General features: G+C 62.2%; 10 protein-coding genes. 2 read left to right on the top strand and 8 right to left on the bottom strand.

The window, feature by feature from the left end; all coding sequences use genetic code 11:
* Positions 1–106: 106 nt before the first annotated feature.
* Positions 107–910, top strand: a complete 804-nt coding sequence (locus tag HX839_RS20840; RefSeq protein ID WP_003212796.1) for a SirB1 family protein — start codon at positions 107–109, stop codon at positions 908–910.
* Here HX839_RS20840 and HX839_RS20835 read toward each other — a convergent pair.
* The 4 genes from HX839_RS20835 to hmgA form a co-directional block, all read right to left on the bottom strand.
* Positions 834–2,219 (bottom strand): aromatic acid/H+ symport family MFS transporter, encoded by a 1,386-nt coding sequence (locus HX839_RS20835; RefSeq protein WP_177008194.1) that lies wholly within the window; start codon positions 2,217–2,219, stop codon positions 834–836. The genes HX839_RS20840 and HX839_RS20835 overlap by 77 nt on opposite strands.
* 165 nt (positions 2,220–2,384) lie before the next feature.
* Positions 2,385–3,020, bottom strand: a complete 636-nt coding sequence (gene maiA, locus HX839_RS20830; protein ID WP_177067641.1) for a maleylacetoacetate isomerase — start codon at positions 3,018–3,020, stop codon at positions 2,385–2,387.
* A 12-nt stretch (positions 3,021–3,032) separates the two neighbouring features.
* On the bottom strand, positions 3,033–4,319 hold the full coding sequence (fahA, locus tag HX839_RS20825; protein WP_177067640.1) for a fumarylacetoacetase: 1,287 nt from the start codon (positions 4,317–4,319) through the stop codon (positions 3,033–3,035).
* Positions 4,320–4,322: 3 nt separating this feature from the next.
* Complete coding sequence (gene hmgA / locus HX839_RS20820) at positions 4,323–5,606, bottom strand: homogentisate 1,2-dioxygenase (protein WP_177067639.1); 1,284 nt, start codon at positions 5,604–5,606, stop codon at positions 4,323–4,325.
* Between the two features lie 119 nt (positions 5,607–5,725).
* On the opposite strand from hmgA, the gene HX839_RS20815 reads away from it, so the two are divergent.
* Positions 5,726–6,514, top strand: a complete 789-nt coding sequence (locus tag HX839_RS20815) for an IclR family transcriptional regulator (protein ID WP_177067638.1) — start codon at positions 5,726–5,728, stop codon at positions 6,512–6,514.
* Positions 6,515–6,669: 155 nt separating this feature from the next.
* On the opposite strand, the gene HX839_RS20810 is transcribed toward HX839_RS20815, so the two are convergent.
* The 4 genes from HX839_RS20810 to HX839_RS20795 all read right to left on the bottom strand — a co-directional run bounded on the left by HX839_RS20810 (position 6,670) and on the right by HX839_RS20795 (position 14,013).
* The gene (locus HX839_RS20810; RefSeq protein ID WP_177067637.1) at positions 6,670–9,159 is read right to left on the bottom strand and encodes a LuxR C-terminal-related transcriptional regulator; all 2,490 of its coding nucleotides are present in this window, start codon (positions 9,157–9,159) and stop codon (positions 6,670–6,672) included.
* A gap of 272 nt (positions 9,160–9,431) precedes the next feature.
* Positions 9,432–10,799, bottom strand: a complete 1,368-nt coding sequence (locus HX839_RS20805; protein WP_003212808.1) for a DUF1329 domain-containing protein — start codon at positions 10,797–10,799, stop codon at positions 9,432–9,434.
* 26 nt (positions 10,800–10,825) lie between these two features.
* Positions 10,826–12,616: a DUF1302 domain-containing protein gene (locus HX839_RS20800; protein ID WP_023659149.1), complete on the bottom strand. Its 1,791-nt coding sequence runs from the start codon at positions 12,614–12,616 to the stop codon at positions 10,826–10,828.
* 485 nt (positions 12,617–13,101) lie between these two features.
* A complete protein-coding gene (locus HX839_RS20795; RefSeq protein WP_008438591.1) occupies positions 13,102–14,013 on the bottom strand; it encodes an SDR family oxidoreductase in 912 nt (303 codons plus the stop codon).
* Positions 14,014–14,342 lie beyond the last annotated feature (329 nt).

Here is a 14,342-nt window from a genome sequence, read left to right as displayed (position 1 = left end):
ACCACCGGTTTTAAAGGGTTTGCGACATAAACAGGTAGGACCTGTCTTAAGGCACTGGACGAAAGTTCACAGCAAGGCTAAAACGAGACATCCGCCGGAGAACCCAATGAAGCCCCGCGACGCCTTTTTTGCCTGCCTGGAACGGTCACCGCCCGCGCTGTTTGAAGCCGCGCTGTGGATGGCGGCCGAGCACGACCCGGCGGTGGACCCCTTGGCCATCCTGCAGGACTTCAAGGTATTGCAGCAATTGGTCAGCCTCAGCATGCCGATGCTGCCGGCGGATGAACTCGGACAACCGTTGCTGCGGCGCATGAACGACCTGGGGTTCGCCCAGGATGACCACACCCCGCTGCGCCCCGCCGCCGCGCTGCTGGACAAGGTGTTGAAGCGCAAACGCGGGCAGCCGCTGGCCCTCGGGCTGATTGCCCTGGAGCTGGCGCGGCGCCTGGACATTCCGCTGGTGGGCGTCAACTTCCCGGGGCACTTCCTGTTGCGGGTGCCGGGCGCCGATCACCTGCTCGACCCCTGCGGCGGCCGACGCCTGTACCCCAACGATTGCCGCGACCTGCTGACCCGACAGTACGGGCCCAATCTCAAGTTGCAGGCCGACCACCTGCACACCGCCGAGCCGCGATCGATCCTGCAACGGCTGTCGCGTAATCTGCGCCAGTTGCACCTGTCCAACGACGACCACCTGGCCGCTCTGGTGGATGCCGAACGCGTGCTGGAGCTGGGCAATGCCAGCGCCGCCGATTACCTGGCCCGGGCCAGTTTGTATCAGCGCCTGGATTGCCCGAACGCCGAGCGTTTTGACCTGGAACACGCATTGATGCTCAGCGAAGACCCGATCCAGCGTCTACGCCTGACCGAACGGCTGGGCCATTTGCCGCCGAACTCTGTGGTGCATTGACTGGCGAGCGCACCTGGATAATCAACAACGCCGCTATCACCGCCGGAATCGCGCAGAAGAAGAAAATCTGCTGCACCGGTATGTGCATCGCCAGCAGCAGGCTGCCGAACAGCGGCCCCAGGATCGACCCGAACCGCCCGACACCCAGCGCCCAGCCGGTACCGGTGGCCCGCACGTGAGCCGGGTAGAAGTTACTGGCGAACGCGTTCAGGGTCAGTTGACCGCCGATGATGCAGAAGCCCGCCGCAAACACGCAGGCCACCAGATAGCGCGGATTGTCGTGATTCAGCCCCAGCAGGATGGTGCACACCGCAGCCGCTGCCAGCACGCCGGACAGCAGGCGCACTTTGCTTTTGAGCCGGTCGGCAAACCAGGCCATGCCGATGGCGCCCAAGGTCCCGGCGAACAGGAACATCGAGGTCACCAGATTGGCTTCGTTCAGGCCCAAACCGCTTTCCAGCAACAGCGAAGGCAGCCAGCTGATCATGAAATACAGCAGGATCAGGCTGACAAAGAACGTCGCCCACAGCAGTAATGTCGGGCGCGCGTAGCCATGGCGGAAAAGCTCCACCACCGTCAGTTTGCTGCCTTGCTCCTGGCGGTTTTCAGCCTCGCTCGCTGGCGGCGGTTGCCAGCCTGGCAGCATTCGCGCGGTGACTTTTTGCAGGCGCGCATACGGCGGTGCATCACGCAGCAGGCGTGGCAGGGATTCGGGCAACATCCAGGCAAGAAACGGAAACAACAGCAATGGCGTCACACCACCGGCGAGGAACACCGCCTGCCAGCCGAAACTGTCGATAAACCCGGCCGCGACAAAACCTCCGGCCGCACCGCCGAAAGAAAAGCCACAGGCGGCGAGCGTCACCATCAATGTTCGCAGGCGGGGTGGTGAGTATTCCGACATGAGGGCCATGGCGCTGGGCATTGCACCGCCCATGCCGATGCCGCAGATAAAGCGGGCGGCCATCAAGGTATTGAGAGAGTTGGCGAACACCATCAGCACCGTGAGGCTGGCGTAGATCAACACACAGCACAGCAGGATGCGCCGCACCCCGAAGCGATCCGCCAGCGGCGTGACGGCCAGGGAGCCCAGCGTCAGCCCCAGCAGGTTGGCGCTGAACACCGGGCCGAACGCGGCTTTTTCCAGGCCCCAGTCCTTGGCCAGCGCCGGTACTACGTAGCCCAGGACCTGGGCGTCGTAGCCGTCGGTGACCAGCAACAGCGCCAGCAACAGGAGAATCAACCACTGATAGCGCGACACCGGACGGGCGTCGAGTGCCGCACGAAAGCTGGCAATCTGATTGTGCATCGCAAGGGACCTGTATTGTTTTTATATATTTTGGACACGCTGAAGATCACATGTGGGAGCGGGCTTGCTCGCGAAAGCGGTATGCCAGTCAATACATCTGCTGACTGATACACCGTATTCGCGAGCAAGCCCGCTCCCACATTTGGCCGGTGTGAGCCTGGAGATTTATGGGGTATCCGGTTGGTTGGCGGGATGAGCCGCCATGAACGCCGGATGCTGCGCCGCCAACCCCGCCACCCGCTGAATGCGCGGGTACGCCGTCAGCGACACCTTGAACCGCTCGGCCGCATACAACTGTGGAATCAGGAACGTATCCGCCATCCCCGGCTGCTCGCCAAAGCAATAACCCTGATCACCAATCAACTGCTCCACCGCCGCCAGGCCCTGGCTGATCCAGTGCCCGATCCACTCCAGCACCTGCGCTTCATCGTGCCCCCATTGCTTGAGCAGATTCTGGGTACTGGAGTTGTGCAGCGGATGAATGTCGCAACCGATGATCGACGCCACCGCGCGCTCATGGGCGCGGGTTGCCAGATCCGTGGAGAGCAACGGCACCTGTGGATAACGTTCCTCCAGGTACTCGATGATTGCCGGCGACTGAATCAACACATCACCCTCATCGGTGCGCAAGGCCGGCACTCGACCTTGCGGGTTGATCGCCAGGTACTCCGGCTGATGGTTGGCGCCGCCCTTGGGCACCAGCAGGTTGACCGGCACGGCGGTGAAGTCCAGGCCCTTGAGGGCCAGCGCGATCCGCACCCGGTAGGACGAAGTGGAGCGGTAGTAGGTATAGAGTTCCATGGCCCTGCCCCCTCAGCGCGCCGCGACCACGGTACCCCGGCATTCGCCGAAGCCGATGGAGGCAAAACCGTCGCGGGTGCAGCGGGCACGCAGGATGATTTCGTCGCCATCTTCAAGGAATTTCCGCACCTCGCCGGAGGCCAGTTCGATCGGCTTTTTACCGCCCTCGGTGATTTCCAGCAGGCTGCCGAATTGTCCGGCTTCAGGCCCCGACAAGGTGCCCGAACCAAACAGGTCACCCGCCTGCAACTGGCAACCATTGACGCTGTGGTGCGCAACCATTTGCGCGACGGTCCAGTACATGTGTTGGGTGTTGCTCAGGGTCAGGCGATGGGCCGGCAGGTTCTGCTCGCGCATCGAGGCGCTGGTCAGCAGCACTTCCAGTTCGATATCAAAACCACCGGCCGCCTGGTCGCGCTTGTCCAGCAGGTATGGCAGCGGTTGTGGGTCGCCTTCAGGGCGCGCCGGTTGTGCCTTGCGGAACGGTTCCAGGGCTTCAGCCGTCACCACCCATGGCGAAATGCTGGTGATGAAACTCTTCGACAGGAACGGGCCCAGCGGCTGGTATTCCCAGGCCTGGATATCCCGCGCCGACCAGTCGTTGAGCAGGCAGAAACCGGCGATGTGATCAGCCGCGTCGCCGATGGCAATCGAGTCGCCCATGGCATTGCCCTGGCCGATCCAGATGCCCAGCTCCAGCTCGTAGTCCAGGCGTGCGCAGGGGCCGAAGGTCGGCTCGGTCTGGCCGGCTGGCAGGGTCTGGCCTTGCGGGCGGCGGACCTCGGTGCCCGACGGGCGAATCGTCGACGCGCGGCCGTGGTAGCCGATCGGCACATACTTGTAGTTGGGCAGCAGCGGGTTGTCCGGGCGGAACAGCTTGCCGACGTTTTGCGCGTGCTCGATGCCCACGTAGAAGTCGGTGTAGTCGTTGATCCTGGCCGGCAGGTGCATCTGGCAATCGGCAGCCGGGTGCAGCGCAGCTTGCAGTTTGCCTTGCTGGTCGCTGCCTTCGGCCAACAGTTCCAGCAGGCGTTCACGCAAGGCCACGCGCGGGCCACGGCCGAGTTCGAAAAACGCGTTCAATTGGCCGCCAGCGGTGGCTTCAACGGCCCGGCGGGCTTCGCCTTCAAAGCATTCCAACGCGGCGTGCAGATCAAGAATCTGCTCGCCAATCGCCACGCCACTGCGCGGTGCCGAGCCATTAAGGCTGAACACTCCCAACGGCAGGTTTTGCAGCGGGAAATCCCGGTGACCGTTGGCGGAAACCACCCAACTGCGGGTGAGATTAGGCTGCGTCATGGGTTATCTCCGATTCGGGTTGAAGGTTGCAGGGAGCGAGGCCCAGCAAGCGTCGTAGGAAGGTTGCAGTTGCGGGCATTCCAGCGCGAACTGTGTAGGACGCAGCACTTGGCTGGTCTCGAACATGAACGCCATGGTGTTATCAATCTTGTGGGGCTCAAGCGTCGCGTTGATGGCTTTGGTGCAAGTCTCGCCATCCGGGCCGTGGGCGCTCATGCAGCTGTGCAACGACGCGCCGCCGGGCACGAAGCCTTCGGCCTTGGCGTCGTAGGCACCCTGGATCAGGCCCATGTATTCGTTCATCAGGTTGCGGTGGAACCACGGTGGCCGGAAGGTGTTTTCGGCGACCATCCAGCGGGGCGGGAAGATCACGAAGTCGAGGTTGGCCAGGCCGTGCACGCTGGTGGGCGAGGTCAATACGGTGAAGATCGACGGGTCCGGGTGATCGAAGCTCACGGTGCCGATGGTGTTGAAACGACGCAGGTCGTATTTGTACGGCACGTTGTTGCCGTGCCACGCCACCACGTTCAGCGGCGAATGGTCGAGCTGGCAGCCCCACAGTTCGCCGAGGAATTTCTGCACCAGCGTGGTCGGTTGCTTGAGGTCTTCGTAATGGGCGACGGGGGTGAGGAAATCCCGTGGGTTGGCCAGGCCGTTGCTGCCGATAGGACCAAGGTCCGGCAGGCGCAGTGGCGCGCCATGGTTCTCGGCGACGTAACCGCGGGCCTGGGCATCCAGCAGTTCGACGCGGAATTTCAGGCCGCGGGGCAGCACGACGATTTCCAGTGGCTCGACTTCCAGCACACCCAGTTCGGTCGCAATGCGCAGGCGGCCCTGCTCGGGAACGATCAACAGTTCGCCGTCCGCGTTGAAGAACACGCGGTCCATCGAACGGTTGGCGCGGTAGTTGTAGATGCTGATGCCCGAGGGTTTTTCCGATCTGGAATTGGCGACCATGCCTACAAGGCCATCGACGAAATCTGTCGGCTCACCCGGAATATCCAGCGGGTTCCAGCGCAGGCGGTTGGGCGTCACAGCGCCCAGCGGTCCACCGGCCAATTGCCGTTCCAGCTTGACGAACGCCGGGTGATTGGCCGACGGCTGGATGCGGTACAACCAGGTGCGCCGGGCTTCGCTGCGGGCCATGGTGAAGGCGGTGCCGGAAAAGAGTTCGGTGTACAGCCCGTAGGGCGCTTTCTGCGGGGCGTTCTGGCCGACGGGCAATGCACCGGGCAAGGCTTCAGTGGCAAATTCATTGCCAAAACCCGATTGGTATTCGAGGGTCATGGATCGTCCTCTGAGCGGAAGTTGTTTTTATCGTAATCCAGTTACGCATAACGTAATTTGATACCTGTTGACCGTCAAGCTATAAAGACGCCCATTCGTCTTTCGGATTCATGCCTTCCATGGAAAAGCCGCCCGCCCCCCGCGACACCGGTAAACAGAAAGTCCGCTCGGCTGAAGTGGGCACCGACATCCTCAAGGCCCTGGCTGAACTGTCGCCGGCCACCTCGTTGTCGCGCCTGGCCGAGCACGTGCAAATGCCGGCGAGCAAGGTCCACCGCTATTTGCAGGCGCTGATTGCCTCGGGTTTTGCCGAACAGAACACCGCCACCAACCATTACGGCCTGGGCCGCGAAGCCTTGCGCGTGGGGCTGGCCGCGCTGGGCAGCATGGACGTGCTGAAAGTCGCCGCCCTGCCCCTGGCGGAACTGCGGGATGAGTTGAATGAAACCTGCTTCCTGGCCGTCTGGGGTAACCAGGGCGCGACGGTGGTGCATATCGAGCCGGCGGTGCGCGCGGTGACGGTGGTCACGCAATTGGGCTCGGTGTTGCCGTTGCTCAGTTCGTCCACCGGGCTGGTGTTCAGTGCGTTCCTGCCGTCGCGGGAAACCGTGGAGTTGCGCGAGCGGGAGATTCAGGCGGGCGTTGCCCATTCGTTGGCGGATGACCAGGAATACGCGACCACCTGTGAGCAGATCCGCCAGCGCGGCTTGCACTTTGTGCATGGTTTGCTGATGCCGGGTGTGGACGCGTTGTCGGCGCCGGTGTTCAACGCGGTCGGGCAAGTGGCGGCGGTGTTGACCGTGGTGGGGCCGACGTCGCTGTTCCATGCCGATGAAGACGGCCCGGCGGCGAAGCGTTTGCTGGCGGCGACCCAGGCGGTGAGTTGGCGCATGGGTTATCAGCCGTAACGCTCAGTATCAGGCACACAACAGAAAAAAATGTGGGAGCGGGCTTGCTCGCGAATGCAGTCTGTCAGTTAAAGCATCAGTGACTGATACACCGCATTCGCGAGCAAGCCCGCTCCCACATTTGATCTTCATTATTTGACGAATAGTGCATGGCTTCAGGCCATCAAGCCCAGCGTCTTGGCCTTGGCCACTGCCTGGGTGCGCCGCTCCACCCCCAACTTGCTGTGAATCCTCCGCGCATGGGTTTTTACCGTGTGCAGCGAGATAAACAATTGGCTGGCAATTTCCAGATTGGAATTGCCCTGGGCAATCAGTTGCAGCACCTCAAGCTCGCGCTGGCTCAGGGGATTTTCCCCCGCCGCCGCCGGGCATTCCTGCGGCTCCAGCCCCAACGCACTCAACAACCCCGGTTGCCTGAGGCGCAGCTCGCGAATCGCCTGCTGTACCTGGCAACGCCCCGCCAGTTCCAATCCGGCTTCCAGCGAGCGCACGGCCAACGGGCGATCGCCGACTTGCCAGGCCACTTCCCCCAGCACCAAGTGCAACTCCGCTTCCAGGCACAGCATGCCCCGCTGACGGGCGGCCTCCAGTAACGCACTCAGGCGGGCGACAGGCTCTTCGGCGCGATGCAATTTCACTTCGGCCAGCACCTGCAAATATTCAAGCCTAGGGATCAACTCCAGGGTGGCCGGCGGTGCTTGTTTCGCCTTGGGGCCACGGTAGTGCCGCAGCACCCGGGTCACCGCCTCCAGGGTCAGTTCGGCACGGCCCTGTTGCAGCCAGAAATGCCCGCTGAGCAACAGCAATACGGCGCGATAGACGGTGTCGGGCACCTGGCGCTGCTGCATCAGGCGTTCAGCGTCGCGCAACTGGATAAACGCCTGGGCGTAATCGCCCTTGTTGGCGGCCAATAGCGCCAGTCCCAGGTAGCCGTAGAGCACGCGTTTGTCCTGGCTGTGCAGGCACATGCCCAGGCCGGATTCGAAGCATTCGGCGGCCACGGCGTCGTGGCCCTGGCGCAGCGCCAGGTGCCCACGTCGCAAGCAAATCCGCCCCATCAACGGCCCGGCTTTAAGCCGCTGTTGCACCAGCATGCGCTGCACATTTTCCAGCAGGCTTTGGGCCCGATACGGCGCGCCGCGCTGCTCCAGCAACTGCGCATGATCGAGCTCCAACAATGCCTCCAACAGCAGTGAGCCGTGGGAGCGCGCCAGGCACAACGCCTCGCGGTTCAGCGCCTGGGCCACATCCAGCTCGCCACGCAGCAAGGCTTGCTGGGTCAGGCCCGACAGGCACATCAGGCGCGACGTCCAGGCGCTCTCGGGCAAGTCTTGCAGGGCTTCGAGAAAATGCTCCCGGGCCCGTGCGGCTTCGCCGCCCAGATGCAACAGCCAGCCCCATTGCGCCTGCCAGCGGGCCAGCAGATAACGCTGCAGGTGCGCGGTCGGTTGCGGAGTGAAACGCGCCAGTTGGTCAATGCACAACGCCGCCTGGTCGAAACGCCCGGCAAACAGCAACGCCGCCGTTACCAAGCCCACCAGTTGCGCCGAGCCCAGCATCAATTCATCGCCATGCTGCTCATGCAGGCGCAACAACAGCACCGCGTTTTGCTGGCGGAACAGGTCTTCAAAACTGAAATACTGCAACAGGCTGACGGCCACTTCGTACTCTTCGGCCTGCAACGCTTGCTCAAACGCTGCTTGCCAGTCCTCGGCGGCGGTAAACCATTGGCACGCGCGCCGGTGCCAGGAGCGCCTGGCCGGCCAGGGCTCGGCGCGCATCAGTTGGGCCAGTGGCGGGAAGACTTGCAGCCAGTCGGTGGACTCTTCCCAGGGCTCGATAAAGGCGCCCAGCGTCTGCAAGTCTCGCAGGTAGTCGCCACCATCACCAAAGCCGAACAGGTGGTCACACAAGCTCGGGTTGAAGCGTGGCAGGTGCGCGAGCACGCGCCAGGCCTCGGCCAATTCCGGCGCCAGGCCCGTGAACAACTCGTGTTGCAGGTAGTCGAGCAAGGTTTTGTCCGGGTGCCCGTCGCCTTCAAGCAATCCGATACGCACTCCGGCGCACCAGCCGGCGCTGAACTGCAACACCTTGTCGGCGCTGGGCCCGGCCAAGTGCTGGATTTCGCTGGGGTCAAACGCCAACTCGGCAGCGCTGCATTCCCACAGTTCATCATCAAGCAACAGCCGGGGCCAGTTGCAGGCCGGCCGCCGCCGCGCGCCGATCCACCAGGTCAAGGCCGGGCTGCTGGCGGCCAGAATGCGGTCAAGCAACCCATCCAGTTCAGGCGCCGGCACGCGGCAGAAGTCATCGAGAAACAACCAGGCCGGCGCTTGCCAGCGGTTCAGGGCCAGCAGCAAGGTGGGCTCATCAACAAAGTCGAGGCCAAGGCTTTGCGCCAGGCGCTGACACAAATCCGAGGCCACGCCATTCAGCGGCAACCAGTACACCTGGCACTGCGAAGGCGCCTGCAACGCGCACTCGGCGAGCAATGCACTCTTGCCGCTGCCGGCCGGGGCGCAGAGCAACTTCACCCGTGCCGTGGCGTTGAGCAGCGGCACGGCCAGGCGCGGGCGCAACAGATGATGGGGAGACAAGCGTGGCATGAATCCAGGACGATCCAGACAACGGGTCATGGCGGTCATTACTGCGTCCCTGTTTTTTATTATTAGGCGGCGTGCGCCCTACCCTAGTCCTGTGGCTGGCGGTTGTTGAGGAGTATTCAGCAGGCTGATTGGCGGGCATAAAAAAGCCGGGAGCCAAAAGGCCACCCGGCACTCGTTCTAAAGGTGGAACACAGTAAATGTGGGAGCGGGCTTGCTCGCGAAGGCGGTGTATCAGTCACTGATGCTTTAACTGACAGACCGCCTTCGCGAGCAAGCCAGCTCCCACAGTTTGATCGCATTTCAATCAGGTTTTAGCGCACGCCTTCCGAGCGCAATGCTGCCGGCGTGTAGTCGGCCGCCTTGGCCGCAAAGCCGAACACAAAGCTGCTCTTCTCTTCGTTCTTCATGCCCAGGGCGATGTAGCGCCCGGCGATGATGTCGTACAGGGTTTCGACGGTGTAGGCCGGCACCTGATGGTCGTAGTAGAACTGCGCGTGACCTTCAGCAACACGCCACAGCTGGCCGCGGCCGTCGTAGTGGTCCACCAGCGCCACCTGCCAGCTGTCTTCGTCGATGTACATGTGGCGCTTGGCGTAGATGTGCCGTTCGCTCGGCTTGACCGTGCCGATCACTTCCCAGACCCGGTGCAGCTCGTAGCGGGTCAGGTCCTGGTTGATGTGGCCGGCCTTGATGATGTCGTCGTACTTGAGAGTCGGCGAATCGAGCTTGTAGCTGTTGTAGGGAATGTACATCTCCTTCTTGCCCACCAGCTTCCAGTCGTAGCGGTCGGGGGCGCCGGAGAACATGTCGAAGTTATCCGAGGTGCGCAGGCCGTCGGCCGCAGTGCCCGGCCCGTCGTAGGCCACTTGCGGCGCACGGCGTACCCGGCGCTGGCCGGCGTTGTAGACCCAGGCCAGGCGCGGTTCCTTCACCTGGTCGAGCGTCTCATGCACCAACAGTACGTTGCCGGCCAGGCGCGCCGGGGCGGTCACCGATTGTTTGAAGAAGGTCAGTACGTTGGCGCCCTTGACCGGGTCCATGTCCGGGATCAGTTGCGGCACGGCCACTTCTTCCTCGAAACGGATCGGCGTGTAGCTGCCGTTGGTCTGCGGCGTGGCCTGGGTGATGATGCGGCGCAGGTTGCCGCCGTGGTAACGGGTGATGTGGTTCCACAGCACTTCCACGCCATTTTTCGGAATCGGGAAGGCGTAGTAGCGGTTGCCGGTGAAATTTTCCAGGCCATTGCCGTCGTTGATCGCGTGTACGTTGAGCGCGCTGCGCTTGATCGACTCGTAGATCTCCGGCGGCAGGTTGACCGTGCGGTGGGTCGGGTACACGGGGATCTTGTAGGTTTGCGGGTAGCGCTTGAACATCGCCACCTGGCCTTCGGAGAGTTTGTCCTTGTATTTGTCGACCGTGGCGGCGGTGATCACGAACAGCGGCTTTTCATTGGCGAATGGGTCAGCGAGGAAGCCTTTGCTGTCCACCGCCCCGGCGTTTTTCGGGATACCACCGGTCCATGCCGGGATCGAACCATCGGCGTTACCGGCCTTCTCGGCGCCCACCGGGGTCAGGGTAGTGCCGAGCTTGGCCGCTTCTTCCGGCGACACTGCGGCCATCACGTTGGCGGCCAACAGGCTCAGGGCCAACACCCCGCATTGCAGAATCATTTTGCGCATAGTCTCTTGTCCTTACTTAAGCCAAATCAGAAGTTCACGCCAAAGCTGAGGGCGATGAAGTCGCGGTCGGTGAGGGTGTTGTAGTCACCGCCAAAAAAGTCGGTGTAGCTCAGGCTCGCGGTGTAGGTGTTGCGGTAGTCCGCATCCACGCCGACGCTGATGGCCTTGGCGCCTTCGTTGAACAGGCCGTTGGGGCCGTAGCCGCTGACGTCCTGGGACCACGACACGTTGGGCTTGAGGTTGACCCCGGCGAATACGTTGTTGTAATCGAGGATGGCCCGGGCGCGATAACCCCAGGAGTTGGCCGTGACAAACCCATCGGTGTCGCCGCCGAAGCCGTACTGGCCGTAGACCGAGTCACGGCCATAACGCAGCTTGGATTTCGCCTCCAGCCCGCCGACGTGCACAAAGGCCGCCTCGCCCACCAGGGTCAGGCGTTCGGCGCCCAGTACCTGGTCGAAGAATTGGGTCATGGTGCTCTGGATCTGGGTGATTTCCTTGCGGCGGTAGCCGGCGTTGTCGGCACCGAAGGAACTGCTGATCGGTGAAGCGGCGTTGCCGGCAATCGGGTTGACCAGGGCCAGCGTCAGGTCGGTGGTGTTGAGTTGTACGGGGGCATTCGGGCGGTAGCTGATTTCGCCGGTCCAGGCGGTGCCGGTGGGCAAGGTGGTGGAGAAACTGGCACCGAACAGGCGGATGTTTTCCGGGTAGTCGAGGTAATACTGGCCGCGACCGAGCATCGTGCTTTGCGCCAGGCCGGCCCCGGTACCCGGGGCGATCCCGTTGGCCGCGTTGGCAATAGCGCCAATGGTTGCCAGGTTGGTGTTGGCGGTGATGGTACCGACGGTGGGCGTGCGGCTGTGATAGTTCATGAAGTACAGGCCGTACTCGGTGTCATCTCCCAGCCAGCGCAACGCCATGCCGAACTGGCCGCCATCGCGCGCCTCGCGGTCTTTTGCACGTTGCACCACTACGCCTTCTTTCGTAACCTGGAAGCCCTGGCCAAACGCCGCCGCCACCGGTTGCAACGGCGCAATCGCCGGGCTGCCGACGGTGTAGTTGCCGTTGCAGCCATGGGCCACCACGTCGTTACCGAAGAAGGTGCCGCAGTTGTCCACCACCGTGTTTTCCCAGTTCAACTGGTAGAAACCTTCCACGCTCAACTGGTTGGTGAGGCTTTGGGAGGCGAACACCATGTTGACCGGAATCAGGCCTTCCTTGATCTCGGCGCCAGGGCGGCGGAACGCGGAAACGTCGATGGGGTTGATGCTGTTGATGGAGTTGCCGATGAACGTACTTTCCCCCCAACTGACCACCTGTTTACCGACGCGCACGTTGCCCGGCAAATCGCCGATGGAATAGTTGTGATAGACAAATGCATCGAGTAATTCGTAGCCGGAAGAGCGCGCGCCTTCGTCGCGGTGGTTATTGCTGATCTGCTTGAATTCGCGGTCTTCGTCCTGCAGTTCAAAGTCGTACCAGTACTTGCCGCGCACGAACACGCCGCTGTCGCCGTACTTGAGTTCCAGGTCGTGGATGCCCTTGAAGATCTTGGAGAAGGTCTCGCCCTTCTTGAAGTTCAGGCGACCATCATCGCCGGTGGAAGCCTGGCCCGTTCCGCCGTTGGGAATGCCCACCAGCTTCTTGTCGGCATCGCGCATGCCCCAGCTGGCACCGACCGACAGCGAGGAATCGAATTGCCCTTCGATCTCGCCGATGTTGAACGAAACAGCCTGCGCCTGGGCACAGCAACCCAAAGCAACCGCAGCGGCCAGCGCCTGTGGCCTGAAGATGGCGCGCATTGTTGTTTTTGTCATGCGTCTTCCCCGGTGGTGTGACAGAAGGCCCCACCCTACTGCCCGCGATCAGGAGCGATAAGCGCACCAAGGAGGTATTCGTGTTGTCGCTCGAAAGGATGAGAGGGCGCTCTGGCCGGGGTCTTGGAGAGGCCATGGACGAGATGGATGAAGGATTATCAGGAGGATGGATGAGGTGTTATTGCCACTGTTGCGGGTTTGGTAACAGTCCTTGTCTCGAATCGCTATTTTTCATTTTGTAACAAAAGCCTATTCTTGCCTGGCTTTCAGGGCAAACCGCCCGCTTCCAGAATCTGGAAGAACAGCCAGTTTTTTATGGATTGATCAATATTTTCAATCTGTTACCGGTGTTCACTGACGTTGATTTATTGCTCCTTGATCAAACGTCTTACTTCAGCCGCTGCCTTTGCAGCGGCTTTTTTTATGCCTGAAATAAAGCGGGGCGCCATGGCGCCCCGCTTGATTAAAACTTTTTCACGTAATGATCACAGGCTGTACTTCTGCAGGTTGGCCATCATCTCCTTCAAGGCCTCGATGTTGTCCTTGGGGTGAGCGGCCCCGTCGAAGTCACAGATTTGCTGCCAGTGGGCGGCGACATCATCCGGGGAGAACCCGGCTTCAGGGTCGAACCCCACCCCCAGGCTGCGCTCCCAGCGGGTCTTGCCGATCCAGCCGCCGCCCACCTCGAACAGCCCGGAGGTTTCCTGACACGCCTCGCTGCCAAGGTACACCACCAGCGGGCTGATCAATTCCGGCTTGAGGCGTTCGAAGACTTGCGGCGGGATCAGGCCTTCGGTCATGCGTGTACCGCCGGTGGGGGCGATGGCGTTGACCAGGATGTTGTTCTTGCGGCCTTCCAGCGCCAGGGTGCGGGTCAGGCCGTACAGGCCGAGCTTGGCCATGCCGTAGTTGGACTGGCCGAAGTTGCCGTAGATACCGGAGGTGGAGGCGGTGAAGATCACCCGGCCGTAGGCTTGTTCACGCAGATGGGGCCAGGCGGCGCGGGTGACTTTGTAGGCGCCTTCGACGTGTACGCGGTAGACCAGGTCCCAGTCGCTGTCTTCCATTTTGTGGAAGGTTTTGTCCCGCAGGATCCCGGCGTTGTTGACCACGACGTCGATGCGGCCGAAGGCGTCGAGGGCGTTCTGGACGATCTTGTCACCGTCGGTGACGGAGTCGTGGTTGGCCTCGGCGATGCCGCCGGCTTCGCGGATTTCGGCTACGACGCGGTCGGCCGCCGAGGCGTTGGCGCCTTCGCCCTGGGTTGAGCCGCCAAGATCGTTGACCAGCACTTTGGCGCCGTGTCTGGCGAACAGGAGTGCGTGGGCGCGGCCTAGTCCGCCGCCGGCACCGGTGACGATCACGACCTTGTCTTGGAACTGCACAGGCTCACTCATTGGGGACTCCAGGGGTGGTTAGGGGTGGATGGGTTGAGTGTCAGGCACGGGGCCTGGGGTCACAATAAATACGGCTGGGGGTGAATGGTGCGCGATAAGGCTGGGGGATGATTGGTGTGGCCGGGGGGTGGGTACATATCCGTTATTTGGGTGATGGCTGATATTGGTTCCGCTCTTACAGCGGCTCACTTTTGAACAGCGCAAAAGTAAGCAAAACGCTCTTGCCCCACCACTCGGCACCTCGCCTAGGCTCGGTGTGCCCTCACTCCGGCTTTGGACCGTGGGCCGCCGTCATGGGCCATCCTTGGCCCAGGACGGCTAACCCGGCG

The sequence above is a fragment of the Pseudomonas sp. I8001 genome, assembly GCF_013385345.1.
Taxonomy (GTDB): Bacteria; Pseudomonadota; Gammaproteobacteria; order Pseudomonadales; family Pseudomonadaceae; genus Aquipseudomonas.
Note: the sequence above shows the minus strand (reverse complement) of the source record. Positions and strands in the feature narration are given on the sequence as shown.